This window comes from Roseibium sp. TrichSKD4, assembly GCF_000148725.1.
In the GTDB taxonomy this organism is placed as follows: Bacteria; Pseudomonadota; Alphaproteobacteria; order Rhizobiales; family Stappiaceae; genus Roseibium.
In genome coordinates, this window is record NZ_GL476320.1 from 570,547 (window position 1) to 587,995 (window position 17,449).

18 protein-coding genes are annotated in these 17,449 nt (G+C 53.6%); 3 read left to right on the forward strand and 15 right to left on the reverse strand.

The window, feature by feature from the left end; genetic code table 11:
* Positions 1-239: 239 nt before the first annotated feature.
* Positions 240-2,297, forward strand: a complete 2,058-nt coding sequence (locus TRICHSKD4_RS23475) for a bifunctional diguanylate cyclase/phosphodiesterase (protein ID WP_009469487.1) — start codon at positions 240-242, stop codon at positions 2,295-2,297.
* A gap of 10 nt (positions 2,298-2,307) precedes the next feature.
* Here TRICHSKD4_RS23475 and recO read toward each other — a convergent pair whose 3' ends face one another.
* From recO to rpoZ, 9 genes are all read right to left on the reverse strand, one after another.
* Positions 2,308-3,078 carry a DNA repair protein RecO gene (gene recO, locus TRICHSKD4_RS23480; RefSeq protein WP_009469488.1) on the reverse strand — a complete coding sequence of 257 codons (771 nt, stop codon included), beginning with the start codon at positions 3,076-3,078 and terminating at the stop codon, positions 2,308-2,310.
* Between the two features lie 42 nt (positions 3,079-3,120).
* Positions 3,121-4,062 (reverse strand): GTPase Era, encoded by a 942-nt coding sequence (gene era, locus TRICHSKD4_RS23485; protein WP_009469489.1) that lies wholly within the window; start codon positions 4,060-4,062, stop codon positions 3,121-3,123.
* A gap of 5 nt (positions 4,063-4,067) precedes the next feature.
* Complete coding sequence (gene rnc / locus TRICHSKD4_RS23490; RefSeq protein WP_009469490.1) at positions 4,068-4,775, reverse strand: ribonuclease III; 708 nt, start codon at positions 4,773-4,775, stop codon at positions 4,068-4,070.
* Between the two features lie 51 nt (positions 4,776-4,826).
* Positions 4,827-5,579: a signal peptidase I gene (gene lepB / locus TRICHSKD4_RS23495; protein WP_009469491.1), complete on the reverse strand. Its 753-nt coding sequence runs from the start codon at positions 5,577-5,579 to the stop codon at positions 4,827-4,829.
* Between the two features lie 147 nt (positions 5,580-5,726).
* Positions 5,727-6,161 carry a holo-ACP synthase gene (gene acpS / locus TRICHSKD4_RS23500; protein WP_009469492.1) on the reverse strand — a complete coding sequence of 145 codons (435 nt, stop codon included), beginning with the start codon at positions 6,159-6,161 and terminating at the stop codon, positions 5,727-5,729.
* Between the two features lie 36 nt (positions 6,162-6,197).
* A complete protein-coding gene (locus TRICHSKD4_RS23505; protein ID WP_009469493.1) occupies positions 6,198-6,788 on the reverse strand; it encodes a DUF2062 domain-containing protein in 591 nt (196 codons plus the stop codon).
* Between the two features lie 29 nt (positions 6,789-6,817).
* Positions 6,818-7,399 (reverse strand): orotate phosphoribosyltransferase, encoded by a 582-nt coding sequence (gene pyrE, locus TRICHSKD4_RS23510; RefSeq protein ID WP_009469494.1) that lies wholly within the window; start codon positions 7,397-7,399, stop codon positions 6,818-6,820.
* Between the two features lie 37 nt (positions 7,400-7,436).
* Positions 7,437-9,671 carry a bifunctional (p)ppGpp synthetase/guanosine-3',5'-bis(diphosphate) 3'-pyrophosphohydrolase gene (locus tag TRICHSKD4_RS23515; RefSeq protein WP_040617517.1) on the reverse strand — a complete coding sequence of 745 codons (2,235 nt, stop codon included), beginning with the start codon at positions 9,669-9,671 and terminating at the stop codon, positions 7,437-7,439.
* 99 nt (positions 9,672-9,770) lie between these two features.
* On the reverse strand, positions 9,771-10,175 hold the full coding sequence (gene rpoZ, locus TRICHSKD4_RS23520) for a DNA-directed RNA polymerase subunit omega (protein ID WP_009469496.1): 405 nt from the start codon (positions 10,173-10,175) through the stop codon (positions 9,771-9,773).
* Positions 10,176-10,572: 397 nt separating this feature from the next.
* Between rpoZ and TRICHSKD4_RS23525 the strand changes: the two genes are divergently transcribed.
* Positions 10,573-11,157 carry an NYN domain-containing protein gene (locus TRICHSKD4_RS23525; protein WP_009469497.1) on the forward strand — a complete coding sequence of 195 codons (585 nt, stop codon included), beginning with the start codon at positions 10,573-10,575 and terminating at the stop codon, positions 11,155-11,157.
* 4 nt (positions 11,158-11,161) lie between these two features.
* Positions 11,162-11,839: a uracil-DNA glycosylase gene (locus TRICHSKD4_RS23530; RefSeq protein WP_050763523.1), complete on the forward strand. Its 678-nt coding sequence runs from the start codon at positions 11,162-11,164 to the stop codon at positions 11,837-11,839.
* Positions 11,840-11,846: 7 nt separating this feature from the next.
* On the opposite strand, the gene TRICHSKD4_RS23535 is transcribed toward TRICHSKD4_RS23530, so the two are convergent.
* The 6 genes from TRICHSKD4_RS23535 to TRICHSKD4_RS23560 all read right to left on the reverse strand — a co-directional run bounded on the left by TRICHSKD4_RS23535 (position 11,847) and on the right by TRICHSKD4_RS23560 (position 17,447).
* Positions 11,847-12,617 (reverse strand): arginyltransferase, encoded by a 771-nt coding sequence (locus TRICHSKD4_RS23535; protein WP_009469499.1) that lies wholly within the window; start codon positions 12,615-12,617, stop codon positions 11,847-11,849.
* 42 nt (positions 12,618-12,659) lie between these two features.
* Entirely contained in the window at positions 12,660-14,492 is a 1,833-nt protein-coding gene (locus TRICHSKD4_RS23540) for an SLC13 family permease (RefSeq protein ID WP_040617371.1), read from the reverse strand.
* Between the two features lie 204 nt (positions 14,493-14,696).
* The gene (locus tag TRICHSKD4_RS23545; RefSeq protein ID WP_009469501.1) at positions 14,697-15,203 is read right to left on the reverse strand and encodes an RDD family protein; all 507 of its coding nucleotides are present in this window, start codon (positions 15,201-15,203) and stop codon (positions 14,697-14,699) included.
* Positions 15,204-15,295: 92 nt separating this feature from the next.
* Positions 15,296-15,808, reverse strand: coding sequence for a hypothetical protein (locus TRICHSKD4_RS23550; RefSeq protein ID WP_139052265.1), 513 nt, complete (start codon positions 15,806-15,808; stop codon positions 15,296-15,298).
* 68 nt (positions 15,809-15,876) lie between these two features.
* A complete protein-coding gene (locus tag TRICHSKD4_RS23555; RefSeq protein WP_040617372.1) occupies positions 15,877-16,116 on the reverse strand; it encodes a hypothetical protein in 240 nt (79 codons plus the stop codon).
* A gap of 83 nt (positions 16,117-16,199) precedes the next feature.
* The gene (locus tag TRICHSKD4_RS23560) at positions 16,200-17,447 is read right to left on the reverse strand and encodes a threonine ammonia-lyase (protein ID WP_009469504.1); all 1,248 of its coding nucleotides are present in this window, start codon (positions 17,445-17,447) and stop codon (positions 16,200-16,202) included.
* Positions 17,448-17,449: the final 2 nt, after the last annotated feature.

Consider the following 17,449-nt stretch of genomic DNA (forward strand, 5'->3'; position numbering starts at 1 on the left):
CCGCTGATTTTACTCAATCTGAGAGTGCTAGAATTCTGCGGATTCGGCAATCAGTCAACGGTTTTCACAAGACTGTTGAAACCATGAAATCAGATGGCTGGCGTCAAAAATTGTATTTTCATTGTACCGCAACGTAAGTGTGGGTAGGGTGCTGATTAGTTTCGCTACATGAAGTAAATGTGGTAGGTTGAAACACGTAGAGCACGAAGTGCCAGAATGGACGAACAAGCAAGACGCCAATGCTGACGTTCGAACGCATGGTGAAAAGTGGCTGGCAAGGCAAGAGAGGCATTCGCAGGGGCGAGGTGGATATGATCCGGCAGGAATTAAAACCGCCGGATGATAAATCAAATCCGGATCTCGTGATTGCGCAATACAAGTCCTTGGCCCGACAAGCGCCGCTCATTTATGGGATCGGCCTTATCGGCGGATGGAGTCTTGCAATCTCCCATTGGAATGTTGCGCCTCTTTGGGCGGTGTTTGTCTATCCGTTGCTCGTCACAATCGTGTCTGCTGTAAGGGGCTACACATGGGCTCAGGTCAGGAACTCCGACGTCACCTATGCTGACGCCAAACGTCAGCTTGACCGCTCGAATGTCATGGCCATTGTTGTCCCAATACTCTTCGGGTTTTGGGGGTTTAGCCTATTCCCTTACGGGGATATGGCGCTGCAAGGGCACGTTATTTTCACCGTTTGTGTTGGCACCGTATCGGTGATGTTCTGTGTGCTTCACCTGCGTTCGGCTATGCTGGTTGGGGTGGTTTTCATCAATCTAATCGGCGCGTCCTATTTCCTGATCTTTCAGGACTTTACGCATTTGCCCCTGTTCATAAGCTCGGTGATCTTCTGCATCGCGCTGTCCTTCGTGTTTCGGAACTACTACGACGATTTTATCCAGCTGGTGCAAACCGGGCGCGCACTCAAAATCAAACAGTCCGAGTTAGAGTTGAAGGCGGCTGAGACGCAGCGCCTTGCTGGCGAGAATGAGAAACTCGCCAACCATGACCCTCTGACTGGGCTGCCAAACCGAAGACTGTTTTTCTCCACCCTGCAGACCAGTTGTGTGAAGGCCAACAAGGCAGGCACGGTCTACGGTTTGTGCATCTTTGATCTGGGTGGTTTCAAGGCCTTGAACGACCTATTCGGCCATGTGGCAGGTGATAACCTTTTGGTGCAGGTCGCGAAGCGCTTGAAGGAAAAGGCAGGAGGAGAGTTCATCTCCCGATTGGGCGGCGACGAGTTTTGTTATGTCGTCGATAATGATGCCAATGCCAGGGAAGTTGAACTGAAATGCCGCCAGATCATGGAGATCTTCAAAGCGCCATTTCTTGTCCCCGGCGGAGGTGTCTCTCTGTCCGGCTATGCCGGAGTGGCCGTGTTGGCTGGCCCGGAAGAAACCCATGTTGAGCTTTATGAAAACGCAGCCTTTGCGCTGAAAGTCGCTAAAAGAAAACCGGAACACGGATTTGTTCTGTTTGGCGACCCTCAACGGCAAGAGATGGAACAGACGATCCGTTTGGAGCGGACGCTCTTAAATGCCAATCTTGCCAAGGAAATGACGCTGGAATATCAGCCGATCATCGACATCCATTCTTACAATGTGCGCGGATTTGAAGGTCTGGCACGCTGGGATAATCCGGAGTTGGGGCGTATCCCGCCATCGAGCTTTATTCCGGTGGCAGAGCATTCCGGCTACATCAATCAATTGACCGGGTATTTGATGCAGCGTGCTTTGAAAGATGCGCGAAATTGGCCGGATGATGTGTCTCTTTCCTTCAACCTTTCGCCGACCAACCTCTCATCAAAAGACTTGGTGTCCCAGCTTCTACAGATCGTCTTTCAGTCGGGGTTCGACCCAAATCGGTTGGAATTCGAAATCACCGAAACCGCGGTGATGTGGGATTTTGATCAGGCGCTTCTGGCGGTCCAGCAATTGAAGGAAAAAGGCGCCCGCATCTCGCTTGACGATTTTGGGACGGGCTACTCCAGTTTGAAGTTCATTCATGAATTGCCGCTTGACAAGATCAAGGTTGATCGCAGTTTTGTCCGTGACATCAACACCGACCAAACCAGACACGGGATTGTAAAATCCCTTTTGACCCTCAGCCATGACATGAATATCGATTGTGTGATTGAGGGTGTCGAAACCAATGCCGAGCTGGAAATTATCCGCAAGATCGGCGGCGAATTGGTGCAGGGCTATCTGCTTGGCAAGCCGATGAAACCCTCGGATATTCCAAGTTGCCTAAAGTCCTCGGACAAGCGCCAGAAAACCGCGTGGCTGACAGCTTCCTGATAAGTTTTTCTCAATCGTACTCGACAAATTGCCAGTTGTTCCGCTGTCTGTGGTCCTTTTCAATCGTCTGAAGCAGTTGCTGACGGAGGCTTTCGATCGCAGGATCCGTTTGCCATTTTTCGTGGCGGGCCAAAAAAAACCGCGTCAGTTTAAAGCCGTTGCTCAGGTCTTTGAAAAGAAGCTCCGATCCAGGTTGCCTCTGTCCGTCAATCAGGAAGTCGGGAAGGGGGAGCAGCTTGTCGTGATAGGGCTGCCCGGCGTCTCGGCTGACAGCTCGGCCGGATTTCGGAGAGACATAAGCCAGATCCTCTTGCGATCCTGTCGCTGCACAGCAACTCAGATCAAGCCCGAACCCGAGTTCGTTTAACAACTCCAACTCAAAGCGAATGAGAAGAGGTGGCCCAATATCCCCATCCTGCAGTTGATCCAGAACAAGGGTCAGAGCGCGATAAAGCGCGGCATGAGGATCGCGCTCCGGCAACATCCGCAAAAGCGCGCCCAGATGCTGCACTCCGTGAAGACCGAGCGGTGAGGCCATCAGTTCTGCAGCTCTTAGTCGGAGCGGTTCAATGGAATAGGTCCCAAGCTGTTCCGGCAAGCGGGCACGCCAGGTTACTTGTAATTCGTTCCCCGGTTGGATTTGAGGTTGGCGGGTCCGTGACCGCCCTCCACGAACAAGCCCCAGATGGCGACCATATGTCTCCGTCATGACCTCAAGAATGACGTCATTCTCACCGTGTTTGCGAGACCCTAGAACAATTCCGGTGGCGGTCCATTCCATGTCGGTTTCGGTGCTCTCCGCCCGTTGGCCCAGTCAAAGCCGTCAGGTTGGGAACTCAAGCCCCATCTCCCGGTAACGTTCCGGGTCATTGGCCCAGTTCTCCCGAACTTTGACGAACAGGAACAAGTGTACGGGGGCTTCGACAATGTCTGCAAGTTCTTCGCGGGCTGACTGTGAGATGGCCTTGATGGTCTGGCCACGTTTCCCAAGCACAATGCTCTTCTGGCTATCGCGCTCCACATAGATGGTTTGCTCAATCCGAACTGAACCATCCTTCTTGTTCTGCCATTGCTCCGTTTCAACGGTCGAAATATAGGGCAGTTCTTGATGTAGACGCTCAAACAGCTTTTCACGCGTGATTTCGGCGGCCAGCAATCGCATGGGCAAATCGGAAGGCTGGTCTTCAGGATAGAGCCAAGGGCCTTCGGGAACCGCTTTGGCAAAATGATCCAGTATGGAGGCCACGCCGTCGCCATTCAACGCGGACACCATGAAGGTTTCCTTGAACGGCAGGATTTCGTGTGCCTTTTGAGCCAGTTGAAGCAGTTGATCGCGTTGGGTGACATCAATCTTGTTCAGGATCAATACCTTATCCCCGGGCAGATCGGACAAGCGGGACATGATGTCCTCGACCTCTTCATCAATGCCTTTTCGGGCATCGATCAGGAGGGCTGTCAGGTCAGCATCTCTCGCTCCACTCCAGGCCGTATCGACCATGGCTCGGTCCAGTCGCCGTTTCGGTTTAAAGATTCCGGGTGTGTCCACGAAGATCAGCTGCGAGGCTTCATGCATGGCAATCCCGCGCACGATGGCACGCGTTGTCTGAACCTTGTGTGTGACGATTGAAACTTTCGTCCCCACCAACTGGTTCAACAAGGTGGATTTGCCTGCGTTGGGCGCGCCAATCAGGGCCACAAAGCCAGCACGAGTGGCTTTCGGCTCGGGGGCGAGCGGCGCAGCAGGGGCTTGGTCGTCGTCGTTCAAGTTTCTTATCCGTTCCACACGCCTTCACGCCGCAAAACGGCTTCAGCTGCGTTCTGTTCGGCAAGGCGCTTGGATCCGCCTTTGCCTTCTCCATTTTCCAGTCCCTTGACGGCAACTGCCACAACGAAAATCGGGGCATGATCCGGGCCGTCACGGGAAATGACTTCATAAAACGGAGTGGGCAAACTCTTGGACTGCGCCCACTCCTGCAAGGTTGTTTTGGCATCGCGCAACGGGCCGGTCCAACTCAGCATCCGCTTTTTCCAAAAGCGCTGGATAAATGCTGTGGCTGCGTCAAACCCGCCATCCAGATAAATTGCCGCAATCACAGCCTCACAGATATCGGCAAGGAGTGCTGTTTTTTTGCGGCCACCGGTCTGAGCTTCACTGTGGCCAATGCGCATGGCATCGCCCAGATTGAGTTCTTGAGCAATTTCCGCACAGGTCTCCCGCTTGACCATGTGATTGAACCGGCGCGCGAGCTCACCTTCGTCGGCCTTGGGAAAATTCTTGTGCAACATGGTCGCGACAACCAGCCCAAGTACACGGTCACCAAGAAACTCGAGGCGTTGATAGCTTTGATCGTCTCCTTCACCCGGTTCCAGCGCACTGGCGTGGGTGAGGGCCTTGCGGATAAGTTTTTCGTCCTTGAACGTATAGTGAAGGCGCTCAGACAGTTGTCTCAGCGCCTTGTCGGCTGTTTTTGATGCCATCATTGCTCCATCTGGCCCGAAAGCCGGACGCCTTGAAAAGAGGTTTGCCCTCTAAAGTGTGTTGAACAACCGGTCCCAACGAACCGTCCACGGCCACTTCCAGAACATCCAGGCAGATTGTCCCTCTTCAACAGAGAAGAACAGAATTTCGGCCCGGCCTACAAAGTTCTCAAAAGGGACAAATCCGACAGCTGGCAAAACGCGGCTGTCGATTGAATTGTCGCGGTTGTCGCCCATCATGAAGTAGTGGCCTTCCGGCACTTCATAAACCCGGGTGTTGTCCCATTGCCCACGCTCTGTAAGGTCGAGCGTTTGGTAAGAAACGCCATTTGGCAGGGTTTCGCGATACCGCGCCACGCGCTGTACACCACCAAATGGGGTTTGTTCAATATAGTCGTCGATCTGCTCGCGTTGAACGGGTTCGTCGTTGATATGAACGACCCCATCAATCATCTGGATCCGATCGCCCGGCAGGCCAATCACCCGCTTGATGTAATCCGTTGAATTGTCCCGCGGGAGTTTGAAGACAGCAATATCTCCGCGTGTCGGTTCACTGGCGAAGAGGCGGCCTTCAATCGGCGCCAGGCCATAAGGGAACGAATAGCGTGAATAGCCGTAGCTGAACTTGGAAACGAACAGATAATCGCCGATCAGCAGGGTATCCTTCATGGACCCGGAGGGAATGTTGAACGGCTGGAACAAGAGTGTGCGAACAATCAGTGCGAGAGCCAGCGCTTGCACAATGACCTTGATAGTCTCGTAGAGCCCGCCGTCTTTTTCTGCTTTTTCGTCGCTCACGCTCATTTTGTCCCTTGGTATCCCCGTGTCGAAGAACAGAAGTGTCGTTCGACATAGCAAAACTCATAGCCGCTTGAGAAACGACTAGCAACGTTATTGCCCTTTATTGACGCAGGTTTGCGGCTATTCAGCGGCCAGCTTGTGTGGATAGTTTCAATCTTGTGCCGGAGAAGGGATAGCCTGCGGCCAGTCTTCGGGCCAGGCGGATATCACCACGAAAGCCTGAGCAAGTGGAAAATCGTCGGTAATGGTGAGATCAATACGCGGGGTGAACCCTTCTGGAACCAGAGCTTTCAATCGGGATTGCGCTCCGCCGGTTAACGCGATGGTTGGTTGCCCGCTCGGCAGGTTGACCACGCCCATCTCGCGCCAGGCAACTCCCATGCGAACACCACTTCCCAAAGCCTTGGAGCAGGCTTCCTTAGCTGCAAATCGTTTTGCGTATGAGGCCGCGCGCAGTTTACGCCGATCTGATTTTGCCTGCTCGATCTCGGTGAAAACCCGATTTGTAAAGCGGTCGCCAAACCGTTCCAAGGTTTGTTCGATGCGTCGAATATCGATCAGATCGCTGCCGATGCCGATTATCATGAGGCAGTTCCTTCAGTCTGGCGACCTGATAATAACTCAGTCTTGAGTCTGTTCACCCACGGTTCCTGAACGGAACTGATTTTTGCGTTCCAGCACGTTCCGTCGCCGCCTCTGGTAAACTTCCACACCTTTCAATACGATAAAATAGCTGACTGTTGCAGAGATCAACCCAAGGGGGACGGCTCCAACCAGCATTGGCTTTATCAGCGGCAAAATTGTATCGAGCGACCGAGAGAACATTCCGTGGTGAAGCTCAATCTCAAGCTTGTCGTGATGCGGATGGTGAGAGCCACCTGACAGGATCCAGTTTCCGATCTTGTAAGTCGACGCCCATATCAGCGGAAAAGTCAGTGGATTGCCAATTGCCGTGCCGAAGGCGGATGCAATGATATTTCCACCCAGAAGATAGGCAAGGGCAAACGAAATGAGAAAATGAAGCCCGATAAAGGGAGTGAAACTTGCAAAAGCGCCGGCTGCAAACCCGATGGCAATGACATGAGGTGTTGCCGTCAGGCGCAGAACCCGTTTGCTGAGATATCGCGTCGAACGGGACCAGCTGTGGCGCGGCCAGACGGCCACCCGCAGCTTTTCAATCCGTGTTGGCGCTTTTTTTCTTTTGAACAGCATCAGGCAATCACGCTCACACTCGCCATGGTTCAGGCCAGACCACGACTGCCGGGTTTGACCGCTGGAATAGCTGCCAGTTCCGGTGGCAGGTTATCAGGGTCGTAGGCCGGAACCTTATATTCGGCAAGTGCGACAATAGGCACACCCGCATCTGCCTCCCCACCAGAGCGGTCGATCAGGCAGGCAACCGCTCTCACTTCAGCGCCGAGTTCGGTCAGAGCCTCAACGGTTTCGCGGCAGGACAGTCCCGTCGTTACGATATCTTCCACGATGATGACCTTGGCGCCCTTGGGCAACTCGAACCGACGAAGCCGAAGCTTACCGTCCTCTCGCTCTACCCACATGGCCGGAACGTCAAGATGCCGTGCTGTTTCATAGCCGGGAATAAGGCCGCCGAGGGCAGGGGATATTATGTAGTCAATCTCACCAATATCGGACGATTTCACTTTATCCGCCAGAGCCTTGCAGAGACGTTCGGTTTTTTCAGGATACATGAACACGCGGGCTTTTTGCAGAAAGACAGGGCTGCGAAGGCCGGAGGTCAGAATAAAATGCCCCTCCAGAAATGCGCCTGCTTCGCGGAATATGTCGAGCACCTGATCGCGATTCATGATCCTGATATTATCCTTTTGATATGACAGTTCGTGGTCACCCGTTGACGCGGCTTACAGAAGAAACATTCGGCTTCGATCGAAGTTGATTTATGATACGATTCAAATGTTTCAAATCCCATACTTCCAGATCGATTACCATTTGGTGGAAATCTTCCGCTTTCTGGGTCATTTTCACGTTGTCGATGTTGCCGTTGTTTTCGCCGATTACCTGAGCAATCGTTGCCAATGATCCTGGCTCGTTGACAGCGGCAATATTAAGGCGCGCCGGAAAGCGTTCCGGGTCATCGACATCAATGTCCCAACGTACATCGACCCATCTGTCAGCCTGATCATCATATTCCTTCAGTGCAGGAGACTGGATCGGATAAATGGTCAAGCCCTCAGATGGCGTCAAGATCCCGACAATTCGGTCACCTGGCACAGCACCACCGTTGGGAGCAAAGCGCACCGGGACATCTCCGGAAAGACCGCGAATGGGTAGAGCCCTGTGGGTCTGGTCGTCTTCGCCTTGCTCGCCATTGGTAAGCGTATCGACCGGAATACGGAACTTCAGACCAGTAGCCTTTTTTAGGCCAAACCAGCCTTCTTCTGGCATTGTCGGAACATGAGCGGCGCGCTCATCTTGATAATCAGGGTGAACCAACTTCAGCACTTCGCTTGCAGTGATTTCACCGCGTCCAACGGCGGCGAACAATTCGTCGAGAGACGAAAATTTATGCTCGTCGAGTGCGACTTGCAGCAGCGTCTCCGAATAGCTTTTGTTTGCTCTGGTGAATGCTCGCTGCAAAATGTGATCGCCCAAGGCGCTGTATTGTTTGCGAACCGATTCCCGTGTGGCTCTGCGGATGGCCGCGCGCGCCTTGCCAGTAATGGCGATATTCTCCCAAGCCGGGGGCGGCGTTTGGGCGGCTGAGCGAACGATCTCGACTTCATCGCCGTTCCGCAGTTCGGTTACCAAAGGCACGATCTTGCCATTGACCTTGCAGCCAACACATGTATTGCCGACATCCGTATGAACAGCATAGGCAAAGTCGATGGGGGTCGCACCGCGGGGCAGGGCAATCAAACGGCCTTTGGGGGTGAAACAGAAGACCTGATCGTGGAACAGTTCAAGCTTCGTATGTTCCAGAAATTCTTCCGGGGTATCGCCTTGAGAAAGAAGGTCAATCGTGCGCCTCAGCCACTCATATGCACGAGAATCATCAGTGTGAGTAGCAATATTTCGCCCACCAAATTCACCATCTTTGTAAAGGGCGTGAGCGGCAATGCCAAACTCGGCAACGCGATCCATCGCTGCGGTCCGAATCTGCAGTTCAACACGTTGGCGGGACGGTCCAACAATCGTGGTGTGAATGGACCGATAGTCGTTCTGCTTCGGCGTGGAGATATAGTCCTTGAACCGGCCTGGAACCGTCGGCCACGCCGTGTGAATAACGCCGAGAACCCGGTAGCAGGCTTCTACTGTGCCGACGACAACACGGAAGCCATAAATATCTGAAAGCTGCTCAAAGCCGATCGACTTGCGCTGCATCTTGCGGAAAATCGAATAGGGCCGCTTTTCGCGCGCTTGTACCATCGCAGCCATGCCACGCTCAGCCAGTCGTTCGGTCAAGGTGGTCTCGATGCTGGCAATCAGTTCTTCGTTGCGCGCACGCAATTCATCAAGCCGTTCGGTGATGGCCTCGTAGGCTTCGAAGTTCAGTGTTCGGAAGGAGATGTCTTCCAGCTCTTCCCTAAGGTCATGCATTCCCATGCGACCGGCCAGCGGCGCATAGATTTCCATGGTTTCTTCGGCAATGCGGCCACGTTTGTGCTCAGGCATGTGGCCGAGCGTGCGCATGTTGTGCAGTCGATCGGCAAGTTTGACCAAAAGAACCCGAACATCATCAGCAATGGCGAGTAGCAACTTTCGGAAGTTCTCGGCTTGCTTGGCTTTGCGGGACACCAAGTCGAGGCGTTTGATCTTCGTCAGGCCATCAACCAGCTTTCCGATTTCATGTCCAAAGAGGGTGTCGATCTCAGCGCGCGTCGCGTCTGTGTCTTCGATGGTGTCATGAAGAAGAGCAACTGCAATAGTCGCATCATCCAACCGCAGATCTGTCAGGATTGCCGCAACTTCGAGCGGGTGAGAGAAAAAGGGGTCACCGGATGCGCGCATTTGGGAGCCATGCTTTTGCATGGCATAGACATAGGCCTTGTTGAGAAGGGCTTCGTCAGCTTCCGGATTATATCTTGTAACTCGCTCTACGAGCTCATACTGGCGCATCATGGCCGAAACCGACTCCAAGGGCGGGCCGGGACGGTAGTCCGGAACCAAAAACACCCGGCAACGGAGTGTTCCGTGCGCCGGGCGTCTGAAAGAGGTGAATTAAACGTCGTCGTTGCTGCGGTCCGGCGGGACAAGGCCTTCCAGTCCGCGCAGAAGATCCTCTTCGGACATGCGGTCGAACTCGACAGCAGTGTCATCAACGGAGTTGACTTGTGTGACATTTTGTTGACCCGGCGCAGGAACCATCGGCACTGCGTCTTCTTCCGGCTCATCCACTTCCACATATTTTTGCAGTGAATGGATCAGGTCTTCTTTCATGTCTTCCGGGCTGACAGTTTGCTCAGCGATTTCTCGCAGCGCCACGACCGGATTTTTGTCGTTATCACGCTCAATTGTGAGCGGGGAGCCGCTTGAGATCATGCGAGCGCGATGTGCAGCAAGCAAAACCAGCTCGAAGCGGTTTTCGACCTTGTCGATGCAGTCCTCGACGGTCACGCGCGCCATACCACGTCTCCATTATTGTTTATGGTTGGGAATCTCGAATTTCCAGCTTATAATAGCTGTGATTTAGGGAAGCAACCCCTGTCATATTCACATAAACATGTTCCAAAGTACGGCTACGTTATCTTAATCCCCGAAAATCCTTTAGCACATATCTAATTGTTTGCATTTGTCGTTGCGTCTTTTGTCAGAAATAGTGTAGCGAAGACTCACGGTAACAACCATGAAAACATGAGCCGTGCGGGAAAAAACAATAACAAAAATAGGAGTCGGTTAATCCACTCCCAATATTATATTCAACAACGATAGGTGGAACCTGTCAGCTGTTTATTTTTTGCTGATCCATTTTGAGCGCCACTATCGTAGAGTTGTATATAGTACGAGAAAGGTCTCCATAAGGATGTTTGATGCAAGAGAAAAGGTTGCTTTGTTCATTGACGGCGCCAACCTTTATTCGACAGCCAAAGCAATCGGGTTTGATATCGATTACAAGCGGCTGTTGAAGGAATTCCAGGGGCAAGCATATCTATTGCGCGCGTACTACTATACCGCGCTCATCGAAGATCAAGAATACTCTTCAATTCGTCCGCTGATCGACTGGCTGGATTACAATGGCTACAAAGTCATCACAAAGCCGGTCAAAGAGTTCGTGGACAGCACTGGTCGCCGCAAGGTGAAGGGCAACATGGATATCGAGCTTGCTGTCGATGCCATGCAGCAGGTTGAACATGTCGATCACATTGTTCTGTTTTCCGGCGACGGCGATTTCCGTTCGCTCGTGGAGGCACTCCAGCGGCGGGGGCGCAAGGTGAGTGTTGTTTCCACATTGAAAACACAGCCACCAATGATCGCAGACGATCTTCGCCGTCAGGCCGACCATTTCATTGATTTGGCAAGCCTCGCCAACAAGATCGGCCGTGATCCGTCTGAACGCCCAATGCGCCCGGCACCAGAGCCGGAATACGAAGACGACGACGATTACTGATAAAATGGTGCCCGGTTCAAATCCGGGCGGCATCGCGTCGGTACCGACTGATCCGCCCAGAGATTGTGTGCTTTGCCCGCGTCTGGTTGATCTTCGCAGGGATCTGCAGGGACAGCATCCGGACTGGTTTAATGCGCCCGTGCCGTCCTTTGGCGACGCGGATCCTGGGCTTTTGATAGTCGGCCTTGCTCCAGGCTTGCGCGGGGCAAATCGAACCGGTCGTCCTTTTACAGGCGATTACGCCGGCGACCTGCTTTATGAAACCATGCTGGAATTCGGGTTCGCATCGGGGGTGTATGAAGCGCGTCCGGACGACAGTTTGGTCCTGCATCAGGCGATGATTACCAATGCGGTTCGCTGCTTGCCTCCAGAGAACAAGCCAGTTGGTGCGGAGGTCAAAGCCTGTCGTCCTTATCTCCTAGCGACATTGGATGCAAATCCGTCCATCCGGGCTATTTTGGCTCTTGGACGAATTGCGCACGATACGTTCTTGACAACGTTTGGTTTGAAAAAATCGCTGTTTCCGTTCTCCCATGGAGGTCGCCATGAACTGGGCGTTCGGAATCTGACGCTGTTCGACAGTTATCATTGCTCACGCTACAACACGAACACCGGTCGGCTGACGGCGGAAATGTTCAAGTCGGTATTCGCAGACATCAGGACGCTTATTCCCCGCCCATAGAGCACGATTATTCGCTTTGGGGAGTGGTGGGCAACTCAGCATCGCGCCACCCGTCCGGTCCGAGATGCTGTTGTGGGCGAAAGCGTGCCTTGTAAGCCATCTTCGGCGATCCATCCACCCAATAGCCGAGATAAACATAGGGCAGGTTCATTCGGCGCGCCCGCTCAATATGGTCCAGGATCATGTAGGTACCGAGGCCAGCCCCATCTGTTCCCGGTTCATAGAATGAGTAGACCATCGACAGCCCATCGGAAAGTTGATCGCTTAAGGCAACGCCGAGGAGGGGGGCTTCTCCCATTCCGGTCATGAAAGTGTCCGGGCCGCGCTTGCGATACTCAATGACCATCGTCTCGACATGCGTGTCTTCCACCATCATGGCGTAGTCGAGCAGGCTCATTTCTGTCATGCCTCCGCTTTCATGGCGGGTGAGTAAGTAGTCCCGAAAGAGATCATACTGTTCGGCGGAAGGGCTTGCCGGAAGCCGTGCGCCAACGATGTGGGTGTTTTGCTTCCAGAGGCGTTTGAAGGACTTGGTCCATTTGAAATCGTCGACGCGAACGCGGACGGAAACGCAGGCACGACAGTTCTCGCAGGCCGGGCGATAGGCAATGTTCTGACTGCGCCGAAATCCGCCTTGGGTCAAAACGTCATTCAAAGCGGGGGCATGATGACCGATTAGATGCGTGAAGACTTTTCGCTCTTGCCGGCCCTCCAAATAGGGGCAGGGCGAAGGGGCTGTCAGATAGAATTGCGGGTGGTCCGTATGATGGCGTGTCAAAGCCTTGTCCCGATTCCCTCAGTTCTCGTTAAAGTCACTCTATCACAGTCCATAATACCATGGCGCGACCAGCGTAAAGGTCAACCACAAAATAAGTGCCAGCGGTACGCCAGCCCGGATGAAGTCAGAGAACCTGTAGTGTCCGGGGCCCATCACAATCAAGTTGGTTTGATAGCCGATGGGCGTTGCAAAGGAACTGTTGGCTGCAAAGATAAGGCAGACGACAAAAGCTTCGGGCGGTTGTCCAAGCTGGTTTGCCATATTGATGGCGATGGGCGTGAAGAGAACAGCGGCGGCGTTGTTCGATAAGAAATTCGTCAGGATCATCACAACCAGATAAAGGACCGACAGAATGACCGCAGGCGGCTGTCCGTCTAGCGCCGTAACCATTGAGGAGGCGACAGCGCTTGCACCGCCCGTTGCCTCAAGAGCCACAGCCCCCGCGAGAGATGCCCCCACCAGCATAAAGATCCTGCTGTCAATCGCACGCAGGGCCTGTCTTGTGTTCAGGCAACCTGTCGCAATCATTGCAAAGGTTCCCGCAACAGCCGTTGCAACAATCGGCACGAGGCCGGTGGCTGCGAGCAGAACAACAGCACCGAAAATGCCAAGCGCCTTGGGTGCATGGCGACGGCGTGGGACTTCGGCGGCAGACCAGTCCAGCAAAAGCACATCCCGGTTTCCGCGCAGGCGGGCAATATCCTTTTCGCCGCCAGCGACCAACAGAACGTCACCGGCTTCAAGACGAATGTCGTTCATGGCCATCCGCGGCATGCGGCTGCGGCGCTGGATGCCCATCACCACGCAATCGGTTTCACTTTGAAAACCGGATTGCATCAGGGTTCGTCCCATCAGGCGTGATGCCGGTGCTACGACGACCTCGGCGAGGGTCATGGAGTTGGCATCCACATTTGGGGTGTCTTGACCTTCAGAAGAAGGGCCAGCCTCCGGGTCCATGATTGGTTGGCGGCGGGCGAGGGCATTGGCGAGCGCAGCCCGCGTCGCCGCGACGATCACGGTATCCCCTGGACGTAAAGCGACATTTTCAAACGGTGGCAAGATCGGTTTGCCGTTCCGCTGGACGAGCCGAACGGTCATGTCCTTCAGGGCCGGAAACATGCCGGAAACGGATTCAATTCCAACCAATGGATGACCATAGCCGACATGGATCTGTGCAATGAACTGCTTGCCAGATTGCCCCTGCATCTCTTCCGCCATGGTTTTGCGCGGCTTCAATAGCTTCGGCAAAACGAACAGGACATAAAGGGAGCCCACACCGGCCAAAATCAATCCGAGCGGCGTGAAGGTGAAGAAGTCAAACTGGAGCCCGGAGCTTTGTTCCGCGTAATTTGCCACCAACAGGTTCGTCGAAGAACCAATCAAGGTGGTCATGCCACCCAAAATGGCAATGAAGGAGAGGGGCATCAAAACCCGTGATGCTGACTGCCCCATAGTGGCCGCGACTGCGCTCAAGATCGGCAAGAACATCACCACCACCGGAGTGTTGTTCAAAAACGCGCTCAAAACCCCGACGGTCAAGAGAATGGGGATTGTGGCCACTGCCGACTTTCCCCGGGTCCAGCGGACGATTGCCTTTGCGGGACCTTCTAGAGCATCTGTTTGAAACAGCCCTTGTCCAATAATCAAAAGGCAAATCACGGTAATCAGCGCCGGGTTTGAAAAACCAACCAGAAAGTCGCCGGGTTCTATCGGGCCGTCGCTTGTGACCACCGGAAAGAGCGTGAAGATGACAATAAAAGCAACAACCGACCCCAATGCGATGGTCTCGATTGAAAAACGCTCCCACGCGTAAAGCACCACCGTTGTGGCAAGGACCAGAAAGGTCAGCGCCATGGCTATGTCAATTGACTGCATACACTCGCCCGTTTTGAAATAAGCGAGCAACCCCCCGGTTTTCAAGGCGCCGCCCTGTCGCAACTGCGCAAGATAGAACAGTAAGCCCCATAAGAAAAAGCCCGTTCTGTCGGTAAACGGGCTTTGGGGAGAAATCAGTTCCGCTTTCGGCGGAAATTTGGGGTGTCAAACCTCTGCTACCGATTGGTTCAGTCAGCGCATCGCTTAGATAGCTTGCTGATACTGCAGACGATTCGCATCAGAGTTCATCACGACCGTGCCAAGGACAATGTCATGCAGCAGGCGCTTACGGTCGGAGAACAGTGAAATGAGCAGGATCAGCGGCGTCAACAGGCTGACAGAAAACCAGAATGCCAGAACGTGAACGGCTGCAAGCAGCGGATACGGTTTCGCCCCGTACCAGAGGCGCATTTCAAGGCCCATTGCACGCATGCCCGGAGTTGCAGCATTTGGTCCGCCAAGTGTGAACGCCACATAAAGAAGCGCAACAGCTGGAGCCATGATCGCATAGAGCAGCCATGCCAGGCCAAGGGTGAAAATCCCTAAAAAGAAGATCACCACAGCTGCAACGGTTGTCAGAATAAAGATGCTGATGACGTCGATGAAAAACGCAAAGATACGCCGAGACCGCACGCCGGAAAAAAGCTCCGGGCGTACCAGCGGATCAAACTGATCCTGTCTGCTGTCAGCGGTCGAAAAGTCGGTCGTCATCATCATCTCCAGTTTCTAACGACACCTGATGTGGGGATTCCTAGCTCAAATGGCAAATTGAAAATGTAAACTCGCCAAGCCGCCAGCCGGAGTTATCGAATATTTTCTGCGAAATATTTCAATGGTTCACAGCGATTAAATGCAAAATAACTTGGATCAAATTTTTGACGACGGATTGACCAATTAAGGGCCTCATGGAGTTCAAGCCCTTCGATGTTGAGCGTGAGGTGGGGTGAATGTTGTCCGCCTTTATTGAGGCTGAAATAACCGAGTTGATCAACTGATGTGATCGTCACGTCATCCGCCGTCGCGAGGCACCACTTTCTGCCGGCAGCCAGCACCTCAGCGTGGGTGAGGATGTTGCTCATTTGAAAAGTACCGAAGGTGGACATTATAGCGACGGCTATGCAGGCCCCTAATACAAAAGCCTTGGACCGACCCTTAAGTACGATATGTGCAACAACGCCCGACGCTGTAACGGCAGCGGCAATAAAAATGTCAAGCCAGATTCCGCCGTTTGTCCCTCCAAGTAGAACCATCAGAATAAATGTGAAGAATATCCCAAGCACTGTTCCGGCGAAGGCTGAAATAGTGATGTCAAACAACCGCATAGGCTCAGACGCGGAATGGCGGTTGAACCCGTCAAGAAGGTCGCCACGCACAGCGACGATTATCAGCCGGATGCCCATAAGTGCTGAAAGGCAAAGAAAATAAAAACGGCGGCAGCAACCCCTAAAGCCCGTTCAACACTGTCATTTTCGGGGTGGAAAGGCTGTTGCAACAGGTGCATTCCAGCAAAGGCCAAGGCTGCCACACCCAAAAACCGCACAAAAAGAAAGTACGGCAGGAATATGCTGAGCGTGGCAAACCAGAAAAACAAAAAGCCATAAATGGAACAGACAAAACTCATCATCGGCTGACCCTAGTAGGTCAACATGGCCATCGATTGGCTATTTCTTGCATCTGCGCTGTGTTTTTTTGTCGGCTTTATGTCGCTTACGGCTCCGCAATCGCTTGGCCGAGGTCCTGATGGCGGACGGTGTAGCCGCTGGTGCGAAGTTTATCGACAATCTCCTGACCATGTGCCCGGTCGAACACTTCGAAGGTCACATCAAGTGTTGCGCCCTTGGCCGGAACATTGAGGAAGAGGTGGTGGTGGGCGACTTCGACGACGTTGCCTTTGGCATCGCCTATAATTGTTGAAATCTCGCCAAGAACGCCGGGGCGATCCGGAGTGTCGATCCGCACAGATACCAGACGCCCGCCACGAGCAAGTTCACGAACAACGACTGAGGAAATCAAACGCGGGTCGATATTACCGCCGCACAGGACCAGGCCCACTTTTTTACCCTTGAAGCGAGCTGGCTCGGTCAGAACAGCAGCTAGTCCTGCCGCGCCAGCGCCTTCCGCAATGGTGTGCTGATAGAGAAGGTACGCGTTGATGGCCTGCTCAATCGTGCTTTCTTTCACCAAGATAATGTCATCAACAACCTGGCGAACGATCTCCGAGGTCAAGGTGCCGACATTGCGCACAGCGATGCCTTCAGCAATCGTTGCCCCGGCACAGATGACCGGTTTGTCGTTCACCTTGCCCCACATGGCCGGATAAAGTTCGGTTTCGACCCCGATCACTTCTATCTTCGGGTTCATTGCCTTGGCAGCTATAGCCATGCCGGAGATCAGCCCGCCTCCGCCGATGGGGACGACCAGAACATCAAGGTCTGGGACTTCTTCCAGAATTTCAAAGCCGATGGTGCCTTGCCCGGCAATCACGCGGACATCATCAAATGGATGAACCCAGACAAGTTGGTTTTCATCGGCAATGCGCGCCGCTTCCGCTCGGGCAGCGTCCACCGTGTCCCCCGCCAGGATTACTGTCGCGCCAAATTCTCGCGTGGCAGCGACTTTCACAAACGGTGTTGTTTCCGGCATGACAATGGTCGCCGGAATGCCAAGGCGGGCGGAATGACAGGCAACCCCTTGCGCGTGATTGCCGGCGGACATGGCGATCACGCCGCGTTTGCGCTCGTCTTCGGAAAGACTGAGCAGTTTGACCAGCGCCCCTCGTTCCTTGAACGAGCCGGTCACCTGCATGTTTTCGTATTTCACGAAAATGTCGGCTCCCGTCAACTTTGAAAGTCGGGGGGCGGGGAGGCACGGTGTTTTAAGCACTGCACCTTTAATTTGGCGTTCTGCTTGCCGAATGTCGTCCGACGTTACGGGCAGGGATGGGGTGTTTGTCATTC